Genomic DNA, 24,675 nt, shown 5'->3' on the forward strand with positions numbered 1-24,675 from the left:
GACCATTTGATGCAGTTCCCCGGCCGCTTCGCCGACCAGCTGGTCGCCGATCAGCTGGAACGGGTGTCGCTGAGTTTCCTGGTAGATGACCTGGTGGTACGCCGGGGCGGTGTGGCGGGCAACATCGCCTACGCCCTCGGCGTGCTGGGGCAGCGTCCGGTGCTGGTCGGCGCGGTCGGTTCGGACTTCGACGACTACCGGCGCGAGCTGGAGCGGGTCGGAGTGGACTGCTCCGAGGTGGTGGTGCACCGGGACGTGCACACCGCCCGGTTCATCTGCACCACCGACGCCGACATGCGCCAGATCGGGTCGTTCTACACCGGGGCGATGGCCCGCTCCCGGGACATCGAGCTGGCCCCGATCTTCCGGCGCCCCGGCGGAATCGACCTGATGGTCATCGGCGCCAGCGACCCCGAGGCGATGCTCCGGCACACCGAGGAGTGCCGCGCGCTGGGCATGCCGTTCGTGGCCGACTTCTCCCAGCAGCTGGCCCGGATGGACGGCCCCGACCTGCGCCGCCTCGTGGTCGGGGCGCGCTACCTGGTCAGCAACGACTACGAGTGGGAGCTGTTGCTGCGCAAGACCGGCTGGTCCGAGGACGAGGTGGGCGAGCAGGTTGACGTGCGGGTGACCACGCACGGGGAGCGCGGCGTGGAGCTGTCCAGCCGGGATGGCGTGCACCTGAAGGTCGGAGTGGTGCCCGAGACCGCCAAACTGGACCCGACGGGCGTCGGCGACGCGTTCCGCGCCGGCTTCCTGGCCGGCGTTTCCGAGGGACTCTCCCTGGAACGGTCCGCCCAGCTCGGCTCGCTGGTCGCGGTGAACGTCCTGGAGTCCGACGGCGCACAGGAATGGACCTGGGACCGCGCCGCCGCCGTGACCAGGCTGTCCGACGCCTACGGCCCGGAAGCCGCCACCGAGATCGCCGCCAGCCTCCCCACCTGAGCCCCCGCTCCCGCTCTCTCCCGCTGTCCCGCTCGCTCCAGGGCTCGTCCGAGCCAAAGCGTGGTGGACGGACTTCGGGATAGACCGCCGGGCGCGGAGATGCCGCGCCCGGCGGTTCGGTTTTCCGCGGGAGGAGGGCCTAGACCTGGACGGGGTAGGCGGGTTCCGGGATCTCGGGGCGGATCCGGTCCTCCACCATGATCCCGTGCCAGAGCATGAACACCAGCAGGGTCCACAGCCGCCGGCTGTGGTCCACCGGGCCGGTGCGGTGCTCGGCCAGCATGCGCCGCACCGCCGGCAGGTCCAGCAGGTGGTCGGTCTGGCTGCTGGTGATGATGTCGTCGGCCCAGCCGTACATCTCGTCGCGCAGCCAGAGCCGGATGGGCACGGGGAAGCCCAGCTTGCGGCGGTTCAGCACGTGCGCCGGCACGATGTTCTCCAGCGCCCGGCGCAGCGCGTACTTGGTGGTCCCGGAGCCGTCGGTGCGCCCGTAGATCTTCTCGGTGAGCGGGATGTCGGCCGCCACCGCGAACACCTCCGGGTCCAGGAACGGCACCCGCAGCTCCAACGAGTTGGCCATGGTCATCTTGTCCGCCTTGACCAGGATGTCCCCGCGCAGCCAGGTGAACAGGTCCACGTGCTGCATCCGGGACACCGGGTCCCAGCCGGCGGACTGCCGGTACCACTGGGCGGTGATGTCGGTGTGCGAGCGGCGCGGGTCGTAGCTCCGCAGCAGCCCCGCCAGCTCGCCGTCCCGGAAGATCCGCGCGTTGCCGTAGTAGCGCTGCTCCAGGCTCAGCGCCCCCCGGCGCAGCAGGTCCTTGCCCCGCACCCCCTCCGGGATGCGGCGGGACAGCTGCCCCAGCGCGCCGCGCACCGACCCCGGCACCTTCTCGAAGGGGGCCAGCGACAGCGGCTCGCGGTAGATCGTGTAGCCGCCGAACAGCTCGTCCGCGCCCTCCCCGGACAGCACCACCTTGACGTGCTGCCGGGCCTCCCGGGCCACGAACCACAGCGGCACCAGCGCCGGGTCGGCCACCGGGTCGTCCAGGTACCAGACGATCAGCGGCAGCGCCTCCATCATCTCGTCCGGCTTGACCGTGCGGACCACGTGCCGCACCCCGATCGCCTCCGCCGACTCGGCGGCCACGTCCACCTCGGAGTAGCCCTCGCGCTCGAAACCGGTGGTGAACGTGATCAGGTTCGGGTTGTGCTCCTTGGCCAGCGCGGCGATCGCGGTGGAGTCGATGCCGCCGGAGAGGAAGGCGCCCACGGTGACGTCGGCGCGCATGTGCTTGGCCACCGAGTCGCGGAGGGTGTCCTCGATCCGCCGGTACAGCCGGTCCCGTTCGGTGGGACCGGCCAGTGGTGTGGCGGAGAACACGGGTGAGAAGTACCGCTCGGTGACCGGCTGCTCACCGGGACGCAGGGTGAACATGGTGCCCGACTCGATGCGCCGGATCTCCCGGTGCAGGGTGGCCGGCTCCGGCACGTACTGCAGCAGCAGGTAGTGCTGCAGGGCCGGCTCGTCCAGGGACAGCGCGCCGGCACCGAGCGAAGGCGCCAGCTCCTGCAGGCTCTTCTTCTCGCTGCTGAACGCCGTGCCGCCGGGGCCGGTCAGCACGAACAGCGGCTTGATGCCGAACGGGTCGCGCGCGCCGAACAGCACCCGTTCCCGTTCGTCCCAGATCAGGAAGGCGAACATGCCGCGCAGCCGGCGCACGGCGTCCTTGCCCCAGTAGTGGTAGGCGGCGACCACCACCTCGCCGTCACCCTGGGTGGCGAACTCCGCCCCGTGCTCGGCTATCAGCTGTTCGCGCAGCTCCAGGTAGTTGTAGACCTCGCCGTTGAACAGCAGCGTGTACCGGTCCGCGTAGCGCAGCGGCTGGTGGGAGAGGTCCAGGTCGATGATGGACAGCCGGTTGAAGCCGAGCACCACGTCCTGGTCGTGCCACTCATCGGTTTCGTCCGGCCCGCGATGCCGCGCGCAGTGCAACGCGCTGGTCACGGCGGTGGATAGGTCTGGCGCGTCGGCGCGCGCCGTCAGCAGTCCGAGTAGCCCACACACGCCGTGTGATCGCCCCTTCCAGTGCAGCCCAGGTCGGAGTGAGCAGCGTACGCCCGACCCCCCGGGGCCCTCGCGCGTGGCGTGCGCCGCACCCGGCCGTGTGGCGCGCGCCCCGGACGCGGTGGGCCGGGCGCAGGTCTTATAGGCTGCCCGGCAGGTAGTCAGCGTCCGGCTCAATGCGCCGGATGGCTGACGATGACCAAGCACGGGAGGCAGCGAGCTGTGGGCTCGAATCCATACGTGAGGCGCACCCGGCCGGGGCGGGTTCTGAAAACCGCGCTCCTGGCCGGCGTTGTGGCGGTCTCGGCCAGCGGATGTTCGGTGCAGGAGGTGATCCGTTTCGGTTGGCCGGAGGGCGTGACGCCGCAGGCCACCGAGATGCGCCACCTGTGGACCTGGCTGGCGATCGCCTCCCTGGTGGTCGGCGTGATCGTGTGGGGCCTCACCGCGTGGACCGTGATCTTCCACCGCAAGCGCGGTGAGGGGGAGCTGCCCAGGCAGTTCCAGTACAGCCTGCCGGTGGAGATCGTCAGCGTGGTGCTGCCCACGATCATCGTGGCGGCGATCTTCGGCTACACGGTGCTGGTGCAGAACGACGTGGACAAGTCCATCGCCAAGCCGGACGTGAAGGTCGACGTCACCGCGTTCCAGTGGAACTGGGAGTTTGACTACCCGGAGAACCCGACCGGGAAGAAGATCAGCACCCTGGGCACCAGCGAGACCATCCCGATCCTGGTGCTGCCCACGGACAAGAGCATCGAGTTCACCATCACCTCCACGGACGTGATCCACTCGTTCTTCGTGCCGGAGTTCCTGTTCAAGCGGGACGTCTTCCCGGACCCGGAGAAGAACGACACGGACAACACGTTCGTCATCGACAAGATCGAGCGGCAGGGTGCCTTCGTCGGCCGGTGCGCCGAGCTGTGCGGCAGCTACCACTCGGTGATGAACTTCGAGGTCCGCGCGCTGAGCCCGGACCTGTACGCCAAGTACCTGCAGAAGCGCACCGAGACCAACCCGGTGAGCGGGGTGCCGAACACGGCTGGCGAGGCGTTGGCCTCGCTGGGCTGCGGCGAGCTGTGCTCCCCGACGGCCGTCACCACCTACCCGTTCAAGACCGAGCGCACCCACCGCTCGGCCTCGCAGCGGTCCCCCAGCTGAGCGCCCGGAGGCGGAGAGCGCAATGAAGGTCGAATCCCGCATCTTCGAGATCTGCACGGTCTTCTTCTTCCTGTGCGCGGTGGTCTACTGGCTGCTCTCGCACGAGCCGGTCGGCATCGTCGGGCTCACCCTGACCGGTGGCCTGTCGCTGATCATCGGCACCTACTTCCGGTTCGTCTCCCGCCGGCTGGAGGCCCGCCCGGAGGACAACCCGGAGGCCGAGGTCGCCGACGGCGCCGGTGACCTGGGCTTCTTCAGCCCGGGCAGCTACTGGCCGATCGGGCTGGCCTTCGCCGCCGCCTCCACCGCCGTGGCCGTCGCGTACTGGCTGCCCTGGCTGATCGCGATGACCCTGGTGCTCCTGCTGATCATGGTCGGTGGCCTGCTGTTCGAGTACCACATTCCGCCGTCCGGTCACTAGGCGTCACCGGAAGTGATCTCGGGCCGACGGCTGACGCTGCGCACCCTGACCGCGGCGGAGGCGGAGCGACTGCTCGGCGACGCCGAGTCCGGGGCGTTTGCCGATGGTTACCCCTCGGCACTGGCCACCCAGATGCTGCGGTTGGTGGCGCTTTACCCGGCGACCGACCACGACCTCGGTGGTGGCATGCCCGACCTGGGCCCGTGGTTGCTGGTGCGCCGGTCCGACCAGGTCATCATCGGCCTCGTGACCTGCGCCCGGACGGCGGACGCCTCGGCGGTCACCGTTGGTTATGACGTGGCGCCGTCCTGCTGGGGTGAGGGGTTCGCCACCGAGGCACTCAGTGCGGTGGTCGCCCATCTGCTGAGCGTGCCCGCCGTGTGGCGGGTGTGCGCCGAGGCCCCGGTGGACCACCTGGCCAGCCGGCGGGTGATGGAGAAGGCCGGCATGCGCTGGCAGCGCGACGAGCTGGTGCGGCACGAGGGTCGGGACGTCAAGCTGGCCCACTACGCCATCGACCGCCCACGTCCCAGCTAGGCCCGCTCAGGGGCCAATGCGGCGGCCGGCACCGGCCGCGGGGTAACCCGGCGACCGGTGGCGAGCACTGAGCCGAGCAGGATCAGCCCGAACGCGCCGAGGATCGCCGGGGTGAGCGGCTCATCCAGGACCAGCACTCCAGCGGTGACCGCCACCGCCGGGTTCACGTAGGTGAACACCACCGCCCGCGTGCCGCCCACCTCCCGGATCAGCGCGAAGAACACCACGAACGCCAGCGCGGTGCACACCAGCCCCAGGCCGGCCAGAGAGGCCAGTACCGGCCCGGAAGGCATCGCCGCCGGCCAGGTGAGCAAGGCCGGCACCAAGTACACCAGCGCGGCCACACTGAGGCTCGCGGCGGTCAGCTGAACGCCGGAGACGGCGGTCAGCCAGCGGCCGGCGATCAAGGGTGCGGCCGCGTAGCCCACCGCGACGCCCAACATCTCCAGCACCGCCCAACCGGTCCCGCCGCCCAGGTGCGGCAGGGCGAGCAGGGCCACCCCGGCCAGCCCGATCAGCAGCCCGGCCAGCCGGGCGGGGCGCAGCCGCTCGGTATCGCCGAACAGCCTGGCCAGCACCACCGCGATGATCGGCACGGCGGCGATCAGCAGCCCGGTCATCGAGCTGGTGATGTGCCGTTCGGCGTCGGAGAGCAGCCACCACGGGCCGATGATCTCCAACCCGGCGAACCCGAGCACCGGCAGCCAGTGCCGGCGCAGCAGGGCCAGGGTGCCGGGGCGGACGGCCAGGGGGAGCAGCACCAGCGCCCCGATCGCGGTGCGCGCGAACACCAGCACCGGCACCGAAACCCCCTGCACGGCAACCTTGATCATCAGATACGGGACGCCCCACATCAGGCACATCCCCGCGAACAGCAGCCAGCCCCTCCGACTCATGCCGGCAGCGTCGCCCGGCGGGCGCCGCAAGGTCTTGAACGTGGTTGCGCTCAGCCGGGTCGCTCAGCACGGCCCCAGTGTCCTGTTGATCATTACTGTCCGGCGGTACCGAGGGGTGATCGCTGTTGGTGGCGGTTCAGCGTCGATTTTCGAGGCTAGAGCGCCAGAATCGGCGATCATGCCCGGCGCACCCGGGCCGTGGCGTGCTAACCGGACCGAAGGCTCCGGGCGAACGCGCCGGGGGTGATCCCTAGCACCCTTTGGAACCAGCGGGTCAGGTGCGCCTGGTCGGCGAACCCGACCTGCGCGGCGACGCTGGCCGGCCGGGCGCCACCGACGAGCAGGCCGCGCGCCCTGGCCACTCGGTGCTGGGCCAGCCACGCGTACGGCGGCATGCCCACCTCGTTGCGGAACGCGCGCAGCAGCTGGAACCGGGACATGCCCAGCTCGTCCGCAATGTGCTGCAACGAGGGCGGATCCACCAGCTGGTCGGACAACCGCGCCATCACGCCGCGGGCCACCGGCCCGGGCAGGGGAGCCTCCGGGGCCGGCTCGGCGTGCCGCCTTATCAGCAGGTCCAGCGTGCCGACCAGCAGCGACTCAGCGGCCAGGCGCTCGGTGCCGGGCCGGCTGAGCCCGGCGTGGGCCGCGCACAGCCGGGCGGCCAGCTCGGGATCGTGCAGCACCGGCTCCCGGAAGTGTGGGCGGCGGGCGCCGTCGTGCTCGCGCAACAGGTCCACGCTGGGGTACAGGACCCGGTAGGTGAACCCGGTGGCCACCGCCGGCGCGCCGGTGTGCGCCTCCTCGGGCTCGATGACGACCACGCTGCCCGGCCCGGAGTGGCGCATTGCGCCCCGGTAGCTGATGCGCTCGAGCCCGCTGGTGCACGCCCCGATCGCGTACTCGGCGTGCATGTGCTGGGCGTACTGGCGGCGCACCAGGCTGGCATGCAGCAGGTCCAGCGGCTGGTCCGGCCCACCGCGTGCCCGCGTCCACACCGCCCAGTCCCTCGACGCACCCGTCACCCCCTGACCTTACGTCCGGGCCTGACGCGCCCCGAACATGAATAAGCCCCGGCCAGATGGTGGCCGGGGCTTACTCGTCGTTCGGTCGGGTCAGTCGTCCAGGCTCTTGGGACGACCGGCCAGTTCGGCCTCGCGGGTTTCCGACTCCTCCGGGGCATGGCCGTTGCCGTGGCCGTTGGCCAGCTCGGCGCGGGCGCGCTCCAGTGCGGCGGTCTCCTCGGCCGGGTCCGGGCTCCAGAACGAGCCGGCCATCGGATGCCCGGCGGAACCGAGCTGGTTCATCCGCTTGGGCACCGAGGCGCCCTGGTAGGCCAGCGGGATCGCGTGGCCGTGCGAGTCGACCCCGGCCAGCGGCTGGTGCACCTCGATGAACTCACCGTGCGGCAGCCGCTTGATGATGCCGGTCTCGATGCCGTGCTCCAGCACCGCCCGGTCGCTGCGCTGCAGGCCCAGGCAGATCCGGTAGGTGGCCCAGTAGGCGAGCGGCGGCAGCAGGAAGATGCCGATGCGGCCGGCCCACGTGGTGGCGTTCAGCGAGATGTTGAACTTGTCCGCGATGATGTCGTTCGAACCGAGCAGCACCAGCCAGGTGTAGAACGTGATGGCCATGGCACCCAGCGAGGTGCGCACCGGGACGTCCCGGGGGCGCTGCAGCAGGTTGTGGATCGCGTTGTCCTTGGTGAACTTCCGCTCGATCGCCGGGTACACGGCGGCGAGGCCGTGGATCAGCGGCAGGAACAGCGGACTCGCCCAGAACGCCGGTGGGATCAGGTACGTGTCGAACAGGTTGATCTCCCAGGGCGGGAAGATCCGCAGCATGCCCTCGGTGAACAGCACGTACCAGTCGGGCTGGGAGCCGGCGGAGATGTGCGCCGGGTTGTACGGCCCGAAGTTCCAGATCGGGTTGATCTGGAAGAAGCCGGCCATCATGCAGATCACGCCGGTGGTGACCGCGAAGAACGCGCCGCCCTTGGCCGCGAAGGTGGGCAGGATGCGCACGCCCACCACGTTCTTCTCGGTGCGGCCGGGGCCGGGGAACTGGGTGTGCTTCTGGTACCAGACCAGGCCCACGTGCACCGCGATCAGCGCCAGCAGGATGCCCGGCAGGAGCAGCACGTGCACGATGTACAGCCGCGGGATCAGCTCGGTGCCGGGGAACTCCCCGCCGAAGATCAGCCAGTGCACCCAGGTGCCGGCCACCGGAACGGAGAGCACGAAGCCGGACATGATCCGCAGGCCGGTACCGGAGAGCAGGTCGTCCGGCAGCGAGTAGCCGGTGAAGCCCTCCATGAAGCCCATCAGGATCAGCACGACGCCGATGATCCAGTTGGTCTCGCGGGGCTTGCGGAACGCGCCGGTGAAGAACGTGCGGAACATGTGCACGAACATCGCCGCCATGAACAGCAGCGCCGCCCAGTGGTGGATCTGCCGCATGAACAGGCCGCCGCGCACGTCGAAGGAGATCTCCAACGCGCTCTCGAACGCCCGCGACATCGGCAGGCCGCGCAGGTTGTCGAACACCCCGTTGTAGGTGACCTCCTCCATCGAGGGGTCGAAGAACAGCCCGAGGTAGGTGCCCGACAGCAGCAGGATGATGAAGCTGTACAGCGCGATCTCGCCGAGCATGAACGACCAGTGCGTCGGGAAGACCTTGTTGAACTGCTTGCGCATCCCGCCGGCCGGGTGGAACCGCTGGTCCAGCTCGTCCAGACTGGCCGCGGCCTTGGCCTTCAGCGGGTTGGAACTCGTGGTGGGTGTGGTGATTGAACTCATGATGATGGCCGCTCCCAGAAGCCAGGCCCGACGGCTTCGTCGAAATCACCGGTCGCTATGAAGTATCCCTCTTCGTCCACGCTGATGGGAAGTTGAGGTAGAGCACGTGTGGCCGGACCGAAAATCGGCTTGGCGTACTCGGTGGCGAGGAACTGTGACTGGTGGCAGGGGCACAGGATCCGGTTCGTCTGCGCCTCGAACAGCGAGGTGGGGCAGCCCAGGTGGGTGCACACCTTGGAGTAGGCGTAGTAGTCGCCGTAGTGGTAGTTCTCCCGGCCCTTGCGCTGGGTGACGCGCTCACCAGGGCGGAAGCGGATGAGCATGACCGCCGCGTCCGAGGCGCGGATGCCGTGGGCCAGCTTCTCCGCGTCCTCCATGTCGGTCAGCCGGAAGGGGAACACCGTCTCCATGGCGGCGGCGTCCAGGTCCTCCGGGCGGACCCGGAGCTCCGGCTTCTCCTTCATGATTTCCTCAGCGGAGAGACCGACGTCACGTCGCAGATAGACCTTCTCGCCCGGGTGCTCGGGCCGCCACGGGGTGTGCCACAGCGGTGATTCGGGGCCGTCCTTGAACGGGTTGCGCAGCAGGCCGCCCAGGACCGCGACGCCGGCGCCCAGGCCGAACACCGCGCCGGCGAGGCCGACGGTGCCCTTGATCAGGCCGCGGCGGGCGATCCCGGTGTCGTTCCCGGCGGCGGCCAGCTGGGCCAGGATGGTCCGCCGCTCCAGCTCGCCGGAGGGCCCGTCGTGGCGCTGCTGCACCGCGACCTCGTCCGGGAAGAACTTCTTCACGTAGGCGACCAGGCCGATGCCCAGCGCGAACACCGCGAGCCCGAAGGTCACCCCGATGATCGGGGTGAACAGCGAGTACAGCCAGTGGTGGGGGTCGCTCGGCGGGATGTAGTGCGACCACGGCCAGAAGATGAAGACACCGAGGAAGGCCAGCCCGGACAGGGTGGCGAGCAGGAACCACATCGCCACCGAACGCTCCGCGCGCCGCTCGGCCTTGGTGCCCGGTACCGGCCACTTGTTGGCGTTGCGGACGACGACGACGTCGTCCAGCTCGGCGGCCAGGGTGGCCAGCTGCTCCGGGGTCATCTCCTCGAGCTCGGCCTGACTCGGCCGGCGGGCAGTCGTGCCCTCGCTCATGCCTTCGCTCCCAACCACAACGTGACGGCGACCAACGCGGTGATGCCGACAACCCAGACCATCAGGCCCTCGGAAACCGGGCCGATGCCGCCCAGCGGGTTCCCGCCGGGGCTGTTCTGCCCCTCGGAGACCGACTTGACGAAGGCGATGATGTCCTTCTTCTCCTCCGGCGTGAGCTGCCGGTCGGAGAAGTGCGGCATGTTCTGCGGGCCGCTCAGCATCGCGGTGTAGATCTGCTCCTCGCTGGCCGGGGCCAGCGGCGGGCCGAACTTGCCGGAGGAGAGCGCGCCGCCCTGCCCGGTGAAGTTGTGGCAGGAGGTGCAGTTCATCCGGAACAGCTCACCGCCGCGGGCCGGGTTCGACCCGCGCAGCGCCATGCCGTGCTCGGCCGGCCGCTCCGGGCCACCGCCGTTGGCCTGCACGAACGCGGACAGCGCGTCGACGTTGCGGGCGCCCTCGGGGGTCTTGGTGTCCAGCTCGTGCAGGGGGTGCTTGCGCTCCGCCTGCGCCTCCTGGCGGGCCAGCGGCATCCGGCCGCTGGAGACCTGGAAGTAGGTGGCGGCGGACCCGGCGCCGATCAGGCTGACCCCTCGGTCCGGCACACCCTGCAGGTTGGCCCCGTGGCAGGAGATGCAGTGGTTCTCGTAGACCTGCTGCCCCTGGGCGACCAGCTGGGAGTCGTCCGCCGCCTGCGCCACCTGGGGCTGGGGTGCGACCGCCGAGTACAGCACGCCCGCGCTGAGCAGGGCTATGCCGAGCGCCAGCCCGCCGGCGACGCGGCGTTGGAACTTGCTCCGTCCACTGCGACGGCGTGTGGTGGTGGTTCTCATCGCGGAGTCTCGAACCCTCGCTGTCAGGTCGGGCACCCTGGTGGATGCTTCAGCGGATGAAGTAGATCACGGCGAACAGGCCGATCCAGACCACGTCGACGAAGTGCCAGTAGTAGGACACGACGATCGCGGCGGTGGCCTGTGCCGGGGTGAACTTGCTGAGCTTGGTCCTGATCAGCAGGAAGATGAACGCGATGAGGCCGCCGGTGACGTGCAGCGCGTGGAAGCCGGTGGTCAGGTAGAAGACCGTGCCGTATGCGCTACCCGGGATGGTGGTGGCGTGGTGCTCGATGAGCACCCGGTACTCGTTCACCTGGCCGAGCACGAAGAACGTGCCCATGGCCAGGGTGATCAGGTACCAGCGCCGCAGGCCGAACACGTCGCCGCGTTCGGCGCAGAACACGCCGTACTGGCAGGTGAACGAGGACGCCACCAGGACGATCGTCACCACCAGCGCGTACGGGACGTTCAGCTCCGTCGGCGGTGGTGGCCACTCACCGACGTTCTGCGCGCGCGCCGTGAAGTAGATCGCGAAAAGGCCAGCGAAGAACATCAGCTCGCTGGACAGCCAGACGATCGTGCCGATGCTGACCATGTTCGGTCGGTTCAGCGAGTGAATGCGCTGGCTGATATTTGGCGCTGCCGTCGTCACGGGGGTCATTATTAACCCGAGCGGACGCTCCCGTCGGGTCAGGGTTCGGCACTATCAGTCACATGTGTCGTGGCACACCGAGAGAAGCGTCAGCGGAAACGAGCGTCGGCACGGTATCGGCGGTGCCTGAGGGCGCGGATATCATCGGGCGGCCAGGTCAATGCCGAGGGAAGTAGGGCTCGTGAGCAACCCCGTGAGCAAGGCCGGAGACGCGGGGCACGCCCGCACCGTGCTGGTCTTCAGCCACCGCGCCAAGGTGCGCGAGTCGATCACCACCGCGGTGGGCCGCCGGCCCGCGCCGGACGTGGGCCGGGTGAAGTTCCTGGAGGCCTCGACCGTGGCCGAGGTGCTGGCCGCCATGGACTCGGGCCAGGTGGACCTGGCCATCCTGGACGGTGAGGCGCAGCCCACCGGCGGCATGGGTCTGTCCCGGCAGCTGAAGAACGAGATCACCGACTGCCCGCCGATCGTGGTCGCGGTGCAGCGCAAGGACGACCGCTGGTTGGCCACCTGGTCGCAGGCGGACGCGGTGCTCGTGCACCCGCTGGACCCGCTGCTGGCCGCCGAGACCGTGGCCGACGTGCTGCGCGGCACCGCGGTGCCGGCGGCGCCGGCCGGGTAGGGCGTGTCCGAGTCGACCCGCACGTGGGCGGGTCTGTTGAGCCATCTGCTTGCCGGTTCCGACCTCACCGAGGCGGACACCGGATGGGTGATGGACCAGGTGCTCGCCGGTGACGCGAAGGACGTCTCGCTGGCCGGCTTCCTGGTCGCGCTGCGGGCCAAGGGCGAGACCCCCGAGGAGATCGCCGGGCTGGCCGAGGCGATGCTGGCCCGGGCCCGCCGGGTCACGCTGGCCGCGCCGGCCGTGGACGTGGTCGGCACCGGTGGGGACCGCTCCCACAGCGTGAACATCTCCAGCATGACGGCCATCGTGGTGGCCGCGGCCGGCGTGCCGGTGGTCAAGCACGGCAACCGGGCCGCTTCCTCCCGGTGCGGCGCGGCGGACCTGTTCGAGGAGCTGGGCGTCACCATCGCGCTGTCCCCGGAGGGGGTGCGGCGGTGTGTGGAGGAGGTGGGCATCGGATTCTGCTTCGCCCCGGCCTTCCACCCGGCCTTCCGGCACGCCGGGGCGGTGCGCCGGGAGCTGGGTGTGCCCACCGCGATGAACATGCTCGGGCCGCTGACCAACCCGGCCCAGCCCGCCGCGGGCCTGGTCGGCTGCGCGGACCTCCGGCTGGCCCCGGTGATCGCCGACGTGCTGGCCGGCCGGGGGGCCTCGGCGCTGGTGGTGCGGGGCGAGGACGGGCTGGACGAGATCACCACCACCGACCGGACCTCGGCCTGGGTGGTTTCCGCCGGTCGGGTGCGGCAGGGCCTGCTGGACGCGGCCGACCTGGGAATCGCCAGGGCGACCATGGCGGACCTGCGCGGCGGCGACGCGCCCTACAACGCCGACGTGGCGCGCCGGCTGCTGGCCGGCGAGACCGGTCCGGTGCGGGACGCGGTGCTGGTCAACGCGGCCGGCGCGGTGGCCGCGTTCACCGGGTTCACCGACGGCGGCGCGGGGCTGCTCGAGGACATGCGTCGGGCGCTGGACCGGGTCGCCCAGGCGATCGACTCCGGCGCGGCCACGGAGCTGCTGGCCCGGTGGGTGGACGTGGCGAAGTCGGCGGCGGACTGATCACGGTTCGCCTGCCTCGGACGGGCGTCGCGGCGCTGGTGGCCGGGGCGGCGGCGCGTCGCTGGTGCTGGCCGGGCCCGCTAGCGCCCGGGCCTACTCGTGCGACCAGCAGCCCGGGGCGACCCCGGGGGTGACGGAGACCCCCGAGCCGCGGATCATGAACGTGCGGGTCGGCGCGGTCGAGCCGGACGTCGCGGTGAACTGCTCCGTGCACTCCGAGCCGGTCCGCCATCCGGCGGCCCCTCTGCGTGTGGCTACGCTCGGTGACCGTTGGCTGCGGCTGGCAGCCGCAAACCCAGCGTCTGAAGGGGTCGCGCCAGGGGGTGATCGCCATCAATGGCGGTTTAGCCTCGAAAATCGACGCCAAGCCGCCAGGAACAGCGATCACCCTATTTCTGCGCCTGGTAACGGTCAGTGACCAGGTGCGGAAACCAAAGCGCAACGGGCCACACCGCACAACCGAAGCCGCGGCTCAGCGTGCGCTGCAGAACCAGCCGTCGTCCACCTTCGGGGTGATGCCGACCGGCGGCGGGAACGGCGTGCGGAAGGTGAACGCGTAGTCGGTGGGTCCGTGCGTGCGCAGGTGGGCCAGCCGCAGCTCGGCCTCGGCGACGGTGGGCAGCTGGCCGGCCGGCAGCCACCACATCGCCTGGTAGGCGGGTTTCATCGCCTCGAACCACTCGCGGCGCCGGCGCATGACCCGCACGTGGTCGCTCCGGTAGACGTAGTCGGCGAGCGCCTCCATCGAGGCCCACACGCTCATGTTCACGATCAGCCGGTCGTCGCCGAAGGCGCGGACCGCGGTCGCGTCGCCGTCCTCGGTCTGCAGCCGCCACACGAACCCGGGCGCGGCGTCGGCCAGTGCGTTGATCTCGTCGAGGGCGGCCACGAAGCCGGCCAGCCGGGGAGTGGTGAGGGGTTCCAGCGGCAGCGCGATGTTCACCTGAGCGAGGTGGAAGTCGGTCACCCGATCGAGGCTAACGCTTGCGCTGAGACCACCACCAGCGCAATGCGACGGTCAGTGCGAGCAGCATGAACCCGAGGCTGACCAGCTGGCCGAGCGGCGAGGAGAGCCCGGTGGGGTCCGCGTCGGTGAACATGCGACCAGAGTACCGACGCGCCCCGTTTCCGGGGTGTCCTAACGTGGCCGGGTGCGACTGACGCATTTCCGTGAGCGGATGACCGAGGAGTTCGGTGCGGCCAGGGCTGACACGCTGGCCGCCGACCACGTGTTTGCCGAGCTGGACAGGCAGACGGTGAACCAGGCGCTGGAGGCCGGCTGGGATCCCCGGGCGGTATGGCGGGTGGTCTGTTCGACCTTCGACGTGCCCTCGGAGCGACGGTGAGCGGGGGATTGTCCCGCATCGGCGTGTCGGTTTCACCTCGAACAGTCGTTCGGCTATGGTGTTGTCCACATCCGGTGGAGCTGTCCACAGGCGATGCCCGCGGTCACGGAATTGTCGGTCGCGGCCCCTACCGTGAACCTGCCAGTCCGCAACGCGTCCCTACGTCCTCACAAGGTGGCATCCGATGACCGCACCCGACCGCGAGAAGGCCCTCGCCCTCGCGCTCGCCCAGATCGAGAAGAACCACGGAAAGGGCTCGGTGATGCGTCTCGGCGACGAGGCGCGGGCCCCGGTGGGGATCATCCCGACCGGTTCCATCGCGCTGGACGTCGCGCTCGGCGTCGGTGGCCTGCCCAGGGGCCGGGTAGTCGAGATCTACGGCCCGGAGTCCTCCGGTAAGACCACCCTCACGCTGCACGCCGTGGCCAACGCGCAGGCCGCCGGTGGCATCGCCGCGTTCATCGACGCCGAGCACGCGCTGGACCCGGAGTACGCCAAGATCCTCGGCGTGGACACCGACGCCCTGCTGGTCTCTCAGCCGGACACCGGTGAGCAGGCGCTGGAGATCGCCGACATGCTGATCCGGTCCGGCGCGCTGGACCTCATCGTGATCGACTCGGTGGCCGCGCTGGTGCCGCGCGCCGAGATCGAGGGCGAGATGGGGGACAGCCACGTCGGCCTGCAGGCCCGGCTGATGAGCCAGGCCCTGCGGAAGATCACCAGCGCGCTGAACAACTCCGGCACCACCGCGATCTTCATCAACCAGCTGCGGGAGAAGATCGGCGTGATGTTCGGCTCGCCGGAGACCACGACCGGTGGCCGGGCGCTGAAGTTCTACGCGTCGGTGCGGCTGGACATCCGGCGCATCGAGACGCTCAAGGACGGCACCGATGCGGTGGGCAACCGCACCCGGGTCAAGGTGGTGAAGAACAAGGTCGCGCCGCCGTTCAAGCAGGCCGAGTTCGACATCCTGTTCGGGCACGGGATCAGCCGGGAGGGCTCGCTCATCGACGTCGGGGTGGAGCAGGCGCTGATCCGCAAGTCCGGCGCCTGGTACACCTACGAGGGCGACCAGCTCGGCCAGGGCAAGGAGAACGCCCGCAAGTTCCTGCTGGAGAACCCGGACGTGGCTGCCGAGATCGAGAAGCGGATCAAGGAGAAGCTGGGCATCGGCGCGCAGCTCGACGCCGAGGCCGCCGCACCGGCGCCGGTGGACTTCTGATCGTGCGGCCAGCGGGTGAGACCGACCCGCCCGGTGACCCGGAGACCGTAGCCAGGGCCGTCTGCCTGCGGCTGCTCACCGATCGGGCGCGGACCAGGGCCGAGCTGGCCGGGGCGCTGCGTCGGCGCGGCGTGCCGGAACCGGTCACCGAGCAGGTGCTCGGCCGGTTCTCCGACGTCGGCCTGATCGACGATGCGGCGTTCGCCGAGCAGTGGGTGCACTCCCGGCACCAGTCCCGAGGGCTGGGCCGGCGTGCCCTGGCCACCGAGCTGCGCCGCAAGGGCGTCGACGGCGAGGTGGCCGGCCGCGCGGTCGCCTCACTGGACCGCGAGCAGGAGCAGCGCCGGGCGCGCGAACTGGTGGACAAGCGGCTGCGCGGCGTGGACGCCACCGACCCGAAGACGGTGAACCGCCTGGTGGCGATGCTCGCCCGCAAGGGCTACCCGGCCGGGCTGGCCTACCAGGTGGTCCGGGACGCGCTGCGCGAGCACGGTGCCGAAGATCTGCCGGACGAGGTCGACTTCGACTGACCTACTGCCGGTGCAGCACGGTGACGTCGGCGTCCACGCTGCCGATCGCCGGCATGGTCCGTACGTAGGAGAGCAGCATGTCGTGGAAGGCCAGCGCGGCGTGCGTGGTCGCCACGTCGGCGCGCTGGGCCAGTGCCACCGTGCGGTACAGCGGCGGCAGCAGGGTGGTGCGGCGCAGCCGGGGCCGGCCGGCGAACACCAGGTCGGGCACCACCGCCACGCCGGTGTCGTTCTCCACCAGCCGCAGCACCGCGTCCATCTCGCCGCCCTCCACGGCGAACTTCGGGGACAGCCCGGCGTCCCGGTAGGCGCGCAGGGTGACCTCGCGCAGGTCGTAGCCCTGGCGGAACATGACCAGCTCGTGGCGGGACAGCTCGGCCAGCGTCATCGAACCGCGCCGGTTCGGGGTCGAGTCGGCGCGCGCCGAAGCCACCGACAGCCGCTCCCGCAGCAGCGGCTTGATGGACAGCGCCGGGTCGAGGCCGGATGGCGGCACGATCACCAGCGCCACGTCCAGCTCGCCGCGCAGCAGGTCGCGGACCAGCAGCTGGGAGCCGTTCTCGGACAGCTCCAGGTGGATCTCCGGGTGCTGCTCGTGGAACAGCCGCAGCACGTCGGCCAGCAGGCCGAGGCACAGGCTGGGGGTGGCGCCCACCCGCACCCGGCCGCTGCGCAGCCCGATCAGCTCGGCCACGGCCGTGCGCGCGTCCTCGCTGTCCGCCAGCATGCGGCGGGCCGCCGGGAGCACGGCCTCCCCGGCCGGGGTCAGCGCCAGCTCGCCGCGCGCGCCGGACCGGCCGCGCTCCACCAGCGCGGCGCCCAGCTCCGCCTCCAGCGCCTGGATCTGCCGGCTCAGCGTGGGTTGCGCCACGCCGCAGCGCTCCGCCGCGCGGGTGAAGTTGCGCACGTCGGCCAGCGCGACGAAGTACGCGAGCTGCAGGAGTGTCACGTGAATAGCGTAGGTGCATTGTTTCAGCGCCAGCGATGCAACAACGGCACGCCCAGGTGGCGGCGACGCCGGGCGACCAGCGGGAACTCCAACGGTTCGGCGTCTCGGGTGAAGTTGCGCACTCAGCACCGGGTGGCCGGCACCGCGAACTGGGCCGGAGAAGGCGTCATAGCAACTGAGCATCGGTTGCTTTCGTGTGATGCATTGGACGCCTGTCAACCGCGGTAGTTGGCTGTACCCCTGAACATCAATCCCGTACTGACCACCGTATTCTCAGCTCAATATCACAGCTCCGGCGTGCCCTGGCACAGCGACGACCTACCACCGCGAGGGGCGGGCCGCCGGCGCACAACAGGTAAGGAAACCTGACGTGTCCACCACCGCAGATGCGTCCGCCGGCCGGGCGCAGATCAGCGCACGCACTCTCCGAACCGACCGATGGTGGCTTCCGCCGCTATGGACCGTCATCGGTCTGTCGGCGTGGGTCATCTATGCCACGGTTCGGGTTTTCCTGCAGAACAACTACTGGGTACCGGAGTACCACTACCTGACGCCGTTCTACTCGCCGTGCGTCTCGCTCGGCTGTGACCCCGAGGCGGCGATGTTCGGCCGGTTCCTGCCGGACTGGCCGATCCTGCCGTTCGGCGCGCTCACGCTGCCGTTCCTGCTGCTGTTCCGGATGACCTGCTACTACTACCGGAAGGCCTACTACCGGTCCTTCTGGCAGTCGCCGCCGGCCTGCGCGGTCGCCGAGCCGCACAGCCGCTACACCGGTGAGACCCGGTTCCCGCTGCTCGGGCAGAACCTGCACCGCTACTTCTTCTACTTCGCCGTGATCATCTCGGTGGTCAACACCATCGACGCGATCCTCGCCTTCCACGGCGAGGACGGCGGCTTCGGCATCGGCCTCGGCACGCTGGTCCTGCTGGGCAACGTGATCATGCTGTGGGCGTACACGCTGTCCTGCCACTCCTGCCGGAGCATCATGGGCGGCCGCTTGAACCACTTCTCCCAGCACCCGGTCCGCTACTGGTTCTGGACCCAGATCACCAAGCTGAACGCCAAGCACCAGGAACTGGCCTGGACCACGCTGGGAACCCTGGCGCTGACCGACTTCTACGTCATGGCGGTCGCGGCCGGCTGGTTCGCCGACCCGCGGATCGTGAACTGAGGGCTGCACTGATGACTAACACGACTTCCAACGAGAACAACGAGATCGAGCGGCACTCCTACGACGTCGTGGTGATCGGGGCCGGCGGCGCCGGGCTGCGGGCCGCGATCGAGGCGCGGCTGCAGGGCAAGAAGACCGCGATCATCAGCAAGTCGCTGTTCGGCAAGGCCCACACGGTCATGGCCGAGGGTGGCTGCGCGGCCGCCATGGGCAACGTCAACTCCAACGACAACTGGCAGGTCCACTACCGCGACACCATGCGCGGCGGGAAGTTCCTGAACAACTGGCGGATGGCCGAGCTGCACGCCAAGGAGGCCCCGGACCGCGTCTGGGAACTGGAGACCTACGGCGCGCTGTTCGACCGCACCAAGGAAGGCAAGATCAGCCAGCGGAACTTCGGCGGGCACACCTACCCCCGGCTGGCCCACGTCGGTGACCGGACCGGCCTGGAGCTGATCCGCACGCTGCAGCAGAAGATCGTCTCGCTGCAGCAGGAGGACTTCAAGGAGACCGGCGACTACGAGTCGCGGATCAAGGTCTTCCACGAGTGCACCATCACCGACCTGATCAAGACCGGCGACCGGGTCTCCGGCGCGTTCGGCTACTGGCGGCACACCGGCTCGTTCATCCTGTTCGAGTCGGCGGCGATCGTGCTGGCCACCGGGGGCATCGGCAAGTCGTTCAAGACCACCAGCAACTCCTGGGAGTACACCGGCGACGGGCACGCGCTGGCCCTGCGCGCCGGCGCCAGCCTGATCAACATGGAGTTCATCCAGTTCCACCCGACCGGGATGGTCTGGCCGCCCTCGGTGAAGGGGATCCTGGTCACCGAGTCGGTGCGTGGTGACGGTGGCATCCTCACCAACTCCGAGGGCAAGCGGTTCATGTTCGACTACATCCCGGACGTGTTCAAGGAGCAGTACGCGACCACGCCCGAGGAGGGCGACCGCTGGTACACCGACCCGGACAACAACCGGCGCCCGCCGGAGCTGCTGCCCCGGGACGAGGTGGCCCGCGCCATCAACTCCGAGGTGAAGGCCGGCCGGGGCTCGCCCCAGGGCGGTGTCTTCCTGGACGTCTCCTCCCGGATGAAGCCGGAGGAGATCATCAAGCGGCTGCCGTCGATGCACCACCAGTTCAAGGAGCTGGCCGACGTCGACATCACCAAGGAGCCGATGCAGGTCGGGCCGACCTGCCACTACGTGATGGGCGGCGTGGAGGTGGACCCGGACACCGGGGCGTCCATCGTGCCCGGGCTGTTCGCCGCGGGGGAGTGCTCCGGCGGCATGCACGGGTCCAACCGGCTGGGCGGCAACTCGCTGTCCGACCTGCTGGTGTTCGGCCGGCGGGCCGGCGCGGGCGCGGTCGACTACCTGGAGTCCCTCGGCGCGGACGCGCCGAAGGTGACCGACGCCGAGGTGAACGCCGCGCGGGACCGGGCGCTGCTGCCGTTCCACACCGAGGGCGGTGAGAACCCGTACACGGTGCACCTCGAGCTGCAGCAGACGATGAACGACCTGGTCGGCATCATCCGCAAGGCCGACGAGATGGAGCTCGCGCTCAAGAAGCTCGAGGACTTCGCCGTCCGCACCAAGAAGGTCGCGGTGCAGGGGCACCGGGAGTTCAACCCCGGCTGGCACCTGGCGCTGGACCTGCGCAACATGCTGCTGGTCTCGCTGTGCGTGGCCAAGGCGGCCCTGGAGCGCCAGGAGAGCCGGGGCGGGCACACCCGCGACGACTACCCGGTCATGGACTCCGAGTGGCGGCACCAGCTGCTGGTGCTCACCGCCGAGGGCGAGGGCGCGGCGAAGCTGGAGCACAAGGAGCAGGTGCCGATGCGTTCCGACCTGCTGGACCTGTTCGAGATGGACGAGCTGAAGAAGTACTACACCGGTGAGGAGCTCGGTGGTCACCGGGCCGGTACCGCGGAGGGACAGGCATGAGTTATACGGCGCACTTCCGCGTGTGGCGCGGCGACTCGGAGAAGGGCGACCTGGTCGACTACCGGGTCGAGGTCAACGAGGGTGAGGTCGTGCTCGACATCATCCACCGGCTGCAGCAGACCCAGGCCGGCGACATGGCCGTGCGGTGGAACTGCAAGGCCGGCAAGTGCGGGTCGTGCAGCGCGGAGATCAACGGCCGGCCCCGGCTGATGTGCATGACCCGGATGTCCACGTTCACCGAGTCGGACGTCATCACGGTGACCCCGCTGCGCGCTTTCCCGGTGGTCCGCGACCTGGTCACCGACGTGGAGTTCAACTACCAGAAGGCCCGGGAGATCCCGGCCTTCGCCCCGCCGGAGGGCGTGGCCCCGGGCGAGTACCGGATGCAGCAGGTGGACGTGGAGCGGAGCCAGGAGTTCCGCAAGTGCATCGAGTGCTACCTGTGCCAGAACACCTGCCACGTGGTGCGCGACCACGAGGAGAACAAGGCGGCCTTCGCCGGCCCCCGCTACCTCATGCGCATCGCCGAGCTGGACATGCACCCGCTCGACGCCGCGGACCGTCAGCGGGCCGCCCAGGAGGAGCACGGCCTCGGCTACTGCAACATCACCAAGTGCTGCACCGAGGTCTGCCCCGAGCACATCAAGATCACCGACAACGCACTGATCCCGCTCAAGGAGCGCGTGGTCGACCGCAAGTACGACCCGATCGTCTGGCTCGGCAACAAGCTGTTCAAGCGCGACAAAACCGACGCCTGACCGTCCGTCCCGGAACCCGAAACACCGGCCCGATCTTGAGTTGATCGGGCCGGTGTTTCGTTCTCACGCGCCGCAGTTGTCGTTCGGGTCGTAGTAGACGACGCGTTCGGTCGATTGCCGGTCACCAATGGACATGTACTTGTAACTGGCGACTACACGTACCGTGGACCTGGCGCACAACGGCTTCTTGGCGAGCGCCACGGTGCCTGTCTTTTGTCCTTCGATGGCCCAGCCATGGGTGGTGTAGACATCCCGCTCTACACCGTCTTCGGTGGTGACCACGCGCAACTCCACGTCGGCGCCGAAGTGGCAGTTCGTGTCCAATACCCAGACGATCTTGGTGCCAGCGTCCTGATGGGTCATGCGGAGCTTGAATGCACTGCAAGAGGGTGTGCCTCCCGCCGAGTCGTCCGACGGCTGAACGGGGGTCGCGGCGAGAAGTGTCGGCGCGGCTACAGAAAGAACCGAAGCGGCGAGTCTTCTGGACTCGATTGACCTGAGCAGCGGATTCACAGCGCGTCCTTGCAGACGGTTCCGCTGGCATACTCGTTCTTTTCCGTCTTGTAAATCGTGGGGCCGTCGTACGTTATTCGCACGTCGTAGCAGTATCGACTCCACCCTCGCGGAGCGACGACTGTGATATGGCCGGTCGCTCCTTCGGTCCTCTTGCGGTCGGCTCCGGGATCGCCACCGCTGGTGAAGAACTTTGTGGGTGCACCGCCGCCCTGCGGCTCAGCCCAGAATCCGTAGCTCCATATCATTCCGCGTACCGAGGCCTTCTCATTGCACCGAGCGTCCGCGTCCAGCCGCCAATCTCCGCCGACCTGTCGCACGTCGTGGCTCGCCGTACAGTTCGGTTCGGCCGACGCGGATCCTTGTGTGGTCAATAGAAAACCGGCCGTGAGCAAGCTGACCGCGAAAGCCTTTGCATATCGCTGTGTCGGCGCGGCGTACAACGGGATCTCCTCACTCGAGGCACCTTTACTCCCACTTGCGGGAGCCGTTGTCGAGCAAGCATACGAGCTGTCGAGATCATCCGTGGCCGAAATGAAAATGCTCTGTGGTTATTCGGAGGTCAGCCGCTGGCGGCGCCGCCGCCCTGTGCCTGGGCGGCGCTCACCTCGGTCTCCAGCTTCATCGCGCCGTGGGGGTCGAGGGGCGCGGCTTTCGCGCTGCGCCGCGTGCGCCCCTCGAGATAGTTGGCCAGCCAGGACAGCAGCAGGCACATGGTGATGTATATGGCGGCGACGACCAGCGCGACCGGAATGATCGGCAGGCCGAGCTGCCCCTGGCTGCCCAGGAAGCGGGCTTGGTAGAGCAGTTCGGGGTAGAGAATCAGGAAGCCGAGCGCGGTGTCCTTGAGCACCACAACCAGCTGGCTGGTGATGGTGGGCAGCATTGCTCGGATGGCCTGCGGGAGCAGGACGTATGTCATGACCTGGGTCTTCCGCATGCCCAGCGCGTACGCGGCCTCGCGTTGGCCCCTCGGCAACGCGTTCACGCCGGCGCGGAAGACCTCGGCGAGCACCGAGCCGTTGTAGAGCATCAGGCCGAGTACGAGCGCCCAGAACGTGGAGAGGTTCACGCCGAGGCCTCGGGCCACGCCGAAGTACAAGATGAAGATCAAGATCAGTAGCGGCACCGCGCGGAAGAACTCGACGACCACCGCCGCCGGCCGGTTGATCCACCGGTGGTCGGACAGCCGGGCCCCGGCGAACAGTGCGCCGAACAGCAACGACAGCACCGCCGCTGCCGCGAAGGCCTTGAGGGTGGCGACGAGTGACTGGAGGAGCAGAACCTGAATTGTCTCGTACTCGATCCACTCCCAGACGCGTCCGTCGAATTGGCCGGTCCCGACCAACCGATAGACGACGAAGCCGACGAGCGCGAGCACAATCAAGGTGCCGACCGCGCCGAAGCCGAGGTTCCGGATCCGCGCCCTCGGGCCGGGCACGTCGTAGAGCACGGTCGCGGTCATCGCGTCACACTCCAGCGACGTTCCAGGCGTTGTTGGTACGCGGTCAGCGGAATGACCAGGATGACGAAGCCGATGGCCACCCAGATGAGCCCCACCAGGACGTTGTAGCCGCGCTCGGACAGGGTCTGGTACAGGCTGCCGGCCTCGGCCACGGAGAAGCCTGCCGCGATAGTGGTGTTCTTCAGCAGCGCGATCTCGATACTGGTCAGCGGCGGGATCACGGACCGCACCGCCTGCGGCAGGATGATCGAGCCGAGAGTCTGGGGGAAGGTGAAGCCCAGGGCGCGAGACGCTTCGGCCTGACCGACCGGCACCGTGTTTATGCCCGATCTGACCACTTCGCAGACGAACGCCGAGGTGTAAACGACCAATGCCGCGCAGGCCCGGGTGAAGAAGGAGAGGTCGAGTATCTCCAGCCGGGGGTAGGCGAACGCGAAGAAGAAGAAAACCAGCGTCAAGGGCGTGTTGCGGACTGTGTTGACGTAGAACGCGCCGAAGGACCGCAGCACCGGCACCGGGCTCACCCGCATCCCGGCGAGCAGCATCCCACCGATCAGCGAGCCGATGGCGGAGATCACGAACAGCTCGATCGTATTGAGAAACGCCCGGCCGAACAGGCCGAAGTTGTCCAGCAGGACGTTCACCTCAGGACCCCCTCTCGGATTTGCCCGTCCCGCCGCATGGCCAGCGGCGGGACGGGCAACTCGTCAGTAACGATCGAGCTTCGGCGCGCTTCCGGCGGAGCCCGACTTGCCCAGCGTGCTGTCGTAGATCTTCTGCCAGGTGCCGTCGTCGAACGCGGCCTGCAGGATGTCGTTCACCTTGTCGCGCAACGCCTTGTCGTCGTGCGCGAGGCCGATGCCGTACGGCTCGGAGGAGAAGGTGTCGCCGACCAGCTTCAGCTTGTCGGGCTGCTGCGCGGCATAGCCCTTGAGGATGGCGTCGTCCGTGGTGAGCACGTCAACCTGCTTGCTGAGCAGCTGGTCGACGCACTGGCTGTAGGTCTGGAACTGCACGATGTTGCTCGCCTCGGTCAGCTGCTGTTGCTGCACGCGCTGGATGGGCGTGGACCCGGTGACCGAGCAGACCTTCTTGCCCTTGAGGGTGTCCTTGCCGGTGATCGAGCTGTCGTCCTTGCGCACCAGCAGGCCCTGACCGGCCACGAAGTACGGGCCGGCGAAGCTCACCCGCTGTTTGCGGTTGTTGTTGATGGTGTACGTGCCGACGTAGTAGTCGACCTCACCCCGGGAGAGGGCGTCTTCCCGCGCCGCGGACGGGACCGTCTTGTAGGTGATCTTGTCGGCGCCGTAACCCAGCTTGGCGGCGACCAGCCGCGCGATCTCCACGTCGAACCCGGAGAACTGGTTGGTGGTTGCGTCCTTGAACCCGAGCCCGGGCTGGTCGTCTTTCACCCCGATGACGATCTGGCCGCGCTGCTTGATCTTGTCGAAGGTGGGTGACCCGGCGACCTGGACGTTCTGCGCGACCGGCTGTTCCACGGCCGCGCCGCCGCCGGTGGGGCTGCCTTCCTTGCCGCACGCGGTGAGGGCCAGGGCTCCGGCGCACAGGGCGACGGTCAACGTTCGCCACTTCATGGGGTTTCTCCAGTGTTGAGGGGATACCGCTCGGCTGGCATATCGG

At 69.1% G+C, this 24,675-nt stretch carries 27 protein-coding genes; 12 read left to right on the top strand and 15 right to left on the bottom strand.

Going from position 1 to position 24,675, the window contains the following annotated elements:
* Positions 1–9: 9 nt before the first annotated feature.
* Positions 10–945: a carbohydrate kinase family protein gene (locus tag ABEB12_RS34740; RefSeq protein ID WP_221498881.1), complete on the top strand. Its 936-nt coding sequence runs from the start codon at positions 10–12 to the stop codon at positions 943–945.
* A 139-nt stretch (positions 946–1,084) separates the two neighbouring features.
* Here ABEB12_RS34740 and asnB read toward each other — a convergent pair whose 3' ends face one another.
* Entirely contained in the window at positions 1,085–3,013 is a 1,929-nt protein-coding gene (gene asnB / locus ABEB12_RS34745; protein ID WP_185065054.1) for an asparagine synthase (glutamine-hydrolyzing), read from the bottom strand.
* A gap of 195 nt (positions 3,014–3,208) precedes the next feature.
* On the opposite strand from asnB, the gene ctaC reads away from it, so the two are divergent.
* Genes ctaC through ABEB12_RS34760 form a run of 3 tightly spaced genes read left to right on the top strand, consistent with a single transcriptional unit; the run spans position 3,209 to position 5,132 of the window.
* Complete coding sequence (gene ctaC, locus ABEB12_RS34750; RefSeq protein ID WP_185065055.1) at positions 3,209–4,174, top strand: aa3-type cytochrome oxidase subunit II; 966 nt, start codon at positions 3,209–3,211, stop codon at positions 4,172–4,174.
* 22 nt (positions 4,175–4,196) lie between these two features.
* The gene (locus ABEB12_RS34755; protein ID WP_185065056.1) at positions 4,197–4,595 is read left to right on the top strand and encodes an aa3-type cytochrome oxidase subunit IV; all 399 of its coding nucleotides are present in this window, start codon (positions 4,197–4,199) and stop codon (positions 4,593–4,595) included.
* A gap of 12 nt (positions 4,596–4,607) precedes the next feature.
* The gene (locus ABEB12_RS34760; protein ID WP_185065057.1) at positions 4,608–5,132 is read left to right on the top strand and encodes a GNAT family N-acetyltransferase; all 525 of its coding nucleotides are present in this window, start codon (positions 4,608–4,610) and stop codon (positions 5,130–5,132) included.
* Here ABEB12_RS34760 and ABEB12_RS34765 read toward each other — a convergent pair.
* The 6 genes from ABEB12_RS34765 to ctaE all read right to left on the bottom strand — a co-directional run bounded on the left by ABEB12_RS34765 (position 5,129) and on the right by ctaE (position 11,465).
* The gene (locus ABEB12_RS34765; protein WP_185065058.1) at positions 5,129–6,028 is read right to left on the bottom strand and encodes an EamA family transporter; all 900 of its coding nucleotides are present in this window, start codon (positions 6,026–6,028) and stop codon (positions 5,129–5,131) included. The two genes, ABEB12_RS34760 and ABEB12_RS34765, sit on opposite strands and share 4 nt — an antisense overlap.
* 206 nt (positions 6,029–6,234) lie before the next feature.
* Positions 6,235–7,053 carry a helix-turn-helix domain-containing protein gene (locus ABEB12_RS34770; protein ID WP_185065059.1) on the bottom strand — a complete coding sequence of 273 codons (819 nt, stop codon included), beginning with the start codon at positions 7,051–7,053 and terminating at the stop codon, positions 6,235–6,237.
* A gap of 90 nt (positions 7,054–7,143) precedes the next feature.
* Complete coding sequence (gene qcrB / locus ABEB12_RS34775; protein WP_185065060.1) at positions 7,144–8,826, bottom strand: cytochrome bc1 complex cytochrome b subunit; 1,683 nt, start codon at positions 8,824–8,826, stop codon at positions 7,144–7,146.
* On the bottom strand, positions 8,823–9,974 hold the full coding sequence (gene qcrA / locus ABEB12_RS34780) for a cytochrome bc1 complex Rieske iron-sulfur subunit (protein ID WP_185065061.1): 1,152 nt from the start codon (positions 9,972–9,974) through the stop codon (positions 8,823–8,825). Before qcrA ends, qcrB begins: the two co-directional genes overlap by 4 nt.
* Positions 9,971–10,804, bottom strand: a complete 834-nt coding sequence (gene qcrC / locus ABEB12_RS34785; protein ID WP_185065062.1) for a cytochrome bc1 complex diheme cytochrome c subunit — start codon at positions 10,802–10,804, stop codon at positions 9,971–9,973. The genes qcrA and qcrC overlap by 4 nt, the downstream gene beginning before the upstream one ends.
* Positions 10,805–10,853: 49 nt before the next feature.
* Positions 10,854–11,465, bottom strand: coding sequence for an aa3-type cytochrome oxidase subunit III (gene ctaE, locus ABEB12_RS34790; RefSeq protein ID WP_185065063.1), 612 nt, complete (start codon positions 11,463–11,465; stop codon positions 10,854–10,856).
* 172 nt (positions 11,466–11,637) lie between these two features.
* Between ctaE and ABEB12_RS34795 the strand changes: the two genes are divergently transcribed.
* Together ABEB12_RS34795 and trpD are read left to right on the top strand one after the other, a co-directional pair.
* Entirely contained in the window at positions 11,638–12,078 is a 441-nt protein-coding gene (locus tag ABEB12_RS34795; protein WP_345703404.1) for a response regulator, read from the top strand.
* A 3-nt stretch (positions 12,079–12,081) separates the two neighbouring features.
* Positions 12,082–13,137: an anthranilate phosphoribosyltransferase gene (gene trpD, locus ABEB12_RS34800; RefSeq protein WP_185065064.1), complete on the top strand. Its 1,056-nt coding sequence runs from the start codon at positions 12,082–12,084 to the stop codon at positions 13,135–13,137.
* A 472-nt stretch (positions 13,138–13,609) separates the two neighbouring features.
* Here trpD and ABEB12_RS34805 read toward each other — a convergent pair whose 3' ends face one another.
* Positions 13,610–14,104, bottom strand: coding sequence for a DUF3291 domain-containing protein (locus tag ABEB12_RS34805; RefSeq protein ID WP_185065065.1), 495 nt, complete (start codon positions 14,102–14,104; stop codon positions 13,610–13,612).
* 10 nt (positions 14,105–14,114) lie between these two features.
* Positions 14,115–14,237 carry a hypothetical protein gene (locus ABEB12_RS34810; RefSeq protein ID WP_345703406.1) on the bottom strand — a complete coding sequence of 41 codons (123 nt, stop codon included), beginning with the start codon at positions 14,235–14,237 and terminating at the stop codon, positions 14,115–14,117.
* Positions 14,238–14,288: 51 nt separating this feature from the next.
* Between ABEB12_RS34810 and ABEB12_RS34815 the strand changes: the two genes are divergently transcribed.
* The 3 genes from ABEB12_RS34815 to ABEB12_RS34825 all read left to right on the top strand — a co-directional run bounded on the left by ABEB12_RS34815 (position 14,289) and on the right by ABEB12_RS34825 (position 16,235).
* Positions 14,289–14,483 carry a DUF3046 domain-containing protein gene (locus ABEB12_RS34815; RefSeq protein ID WP_185065066.1) on the top strand — a complete coding sequence of 65 codons (195 nt, stop codon included), beginning with the start codon at positions 14,289–14,291 and terminating at the stop codon, positions 14,481–14,483.
* Between the two features lie 184 nt (positions 14,484–14,667).
* Positions 14,668–15,705, top strand: coding sequence for a recombinase RecA (gene recA, locus ABEB12_RS34820; RefSeq protein ID WP_185065067.1), 1,038 nt, complete (start codon positions 14,668–14,670; stop codon positions 15,703–15,705).
* Between the two features lie 2 nt (positions 15,706–15,707).
* Positions 15,708–16,235: a regulatory protein RecX gene (locus ABEB12_RS34825; RefSeq protein WP_345703407.1), complete on the top strand. Its 528-nt coding sequence runs from the start codon at positions 15,708–15,710 to the stop codon at positions 16,233–16,235.
* A gap of 1 nt (position 16,236) precedes the next feature.
* Here ABEB12_RS34825 and ABEB12_RS34830 read toward each other — a convergent pair whose 3' ends face one another.
* Positions 16,237–17,184, bottom strand: coding sequence for a LysR substrate-binding domain-containing protein (locus tag ABEB12_RS34830; RefSeq protein ID WP_185065068.1), 948 nt, complete (start codon positions 17,182–17,184; stop codon positions 16,237–16,239).
* Between the two features lie 370 nt (positions 17,185–17,554).
* Between ABEB12_RS34830 and ABEB12_RS34835 the strand changes: the two genes are divergently transcribed.
* The 3 genes from ABEB12_RS34835 to ABEB12_RS34845 are packed head-to-tail and all read left to right on the top strand — an operon-like array spanning position 17,555 to position 21,056.
* Entirely contained in the window at positions 17,555–18,355 is an 801-nt protein-coding gene (locus ABEB12_RS34835) for a hypothetical protein (protein WP_185065069.1), read from the top strand.
* An 11-nt stretch (positions 18,356–18,366) separates the two neighbouring features.
* Entirely contained in the window at positions 18,367–20,298 is a 1,932-nt protein-coding gene (locus tag ABEB12_RS34840) for a fumarate reductase/succinate dehydrogenase flavoprotein subunit (RefSeq protein WP_185065070.1), read from the top strand.
* Positions 20,295–21,056 carry a succinate dehydrogenase/fumarate reductase iron-sulfur subunit gene (locus ABEB12_RS34845; RefSeq protein WP_185065071.1) on the top strand — a complete coding sequence of 254 codons (762 nt, stop codon included), beginning with the start codon at positions 20,295–20,297 and terminating at the stop codon, positions 21,054–21,056. Before ABEB12_RS34840 ends, ABEB12_RS34845 begins: the two co-directional genes overlap by 4 nt.
* A 63-nt stretch (positions 21,057–21,119) precedes the next feature.
* Here the strand turns inward: ABEB12_RS34845 and ABEB12_RS34850 are convergent, their stop codons facing one another.
* From ABEB12_RS34850 to ABEB12_RS34870, 5 genes are all read right to left on the bottom strand, one after another.
* Positions 21,120–21,569, bottom strand: coding sequence for a hypothetical protein (locus tag ABEB12_RS34850; protein WP_185065072.1), 450 nt, complete (start codon positions 21,567–21,569; stop codon positions 21,120–21,122).
* A complete protein-coding gene (locus tag ABEB12_RS34855; protein ID WP_185065073.1) occupies positions 21,566–22,012 on the bottom strand; it encodes a hypothetical protein in 447 nt (148 codons plus the stop codon). Before ABEB12_RS34855 ends, ABEB12_RS34850 begins: the two co-directional genes overlap by 4 nt.
* Before the next feature lie 119 nt (positions 22,013–22,131).
* Positions 22,132–23,034, bottom strand: a complete 903-nt coding sequence (locus tag ABEB12_RS34860; protein WP_185065074.1) for an ABC transporter permease subunit — start codon at positions 23,032–23,034, stop codon at positions 22,132–22,134.
* Positions 23,031–23,678 carry an ABC transporter permease subunit gene (locus tag ABEB12_RS34865; RefSeq protein ID WP_185065075.1) on the bottom strand — a complete coding sequence of 216 codons (648 nt, stop codon included), beginning with the start codon at positions 23,676–23,678 and terminating at the stop codon, positions 23,031–23,033. The genes ABEB12_RS34860 and ABEB12_RS34865 overlap by 4 nt, the downstream gene beginning before the upstream one ends.
* Positions 23,679–23,741: 63 nt before the next feature.
* Positions 23,742–24,629, bottom strand: coding sequence for a transporter substrate-binding domain-containing protein (locus tag ABEB12_RS34870; RefSeq protein ID WP_185065076.1), 888 nt, complete (start codon positions 24,627–24,629; stop codon positions 23,742–23,744).
* Positions 24,630–24,675: the final 46 nt, after the last annotated feature.

The sequence above is a fragment of the Actinospineispora eucalypti genome (assembly GCF_039543365.1).
GTDB classification, from domain to species: Bacteria; Actinomycetota; Actinomycetes; order Mycobacteriales; family Pseudonocardiaceae; genus Pseudonocardia; species Pseudonocardia eucalypti.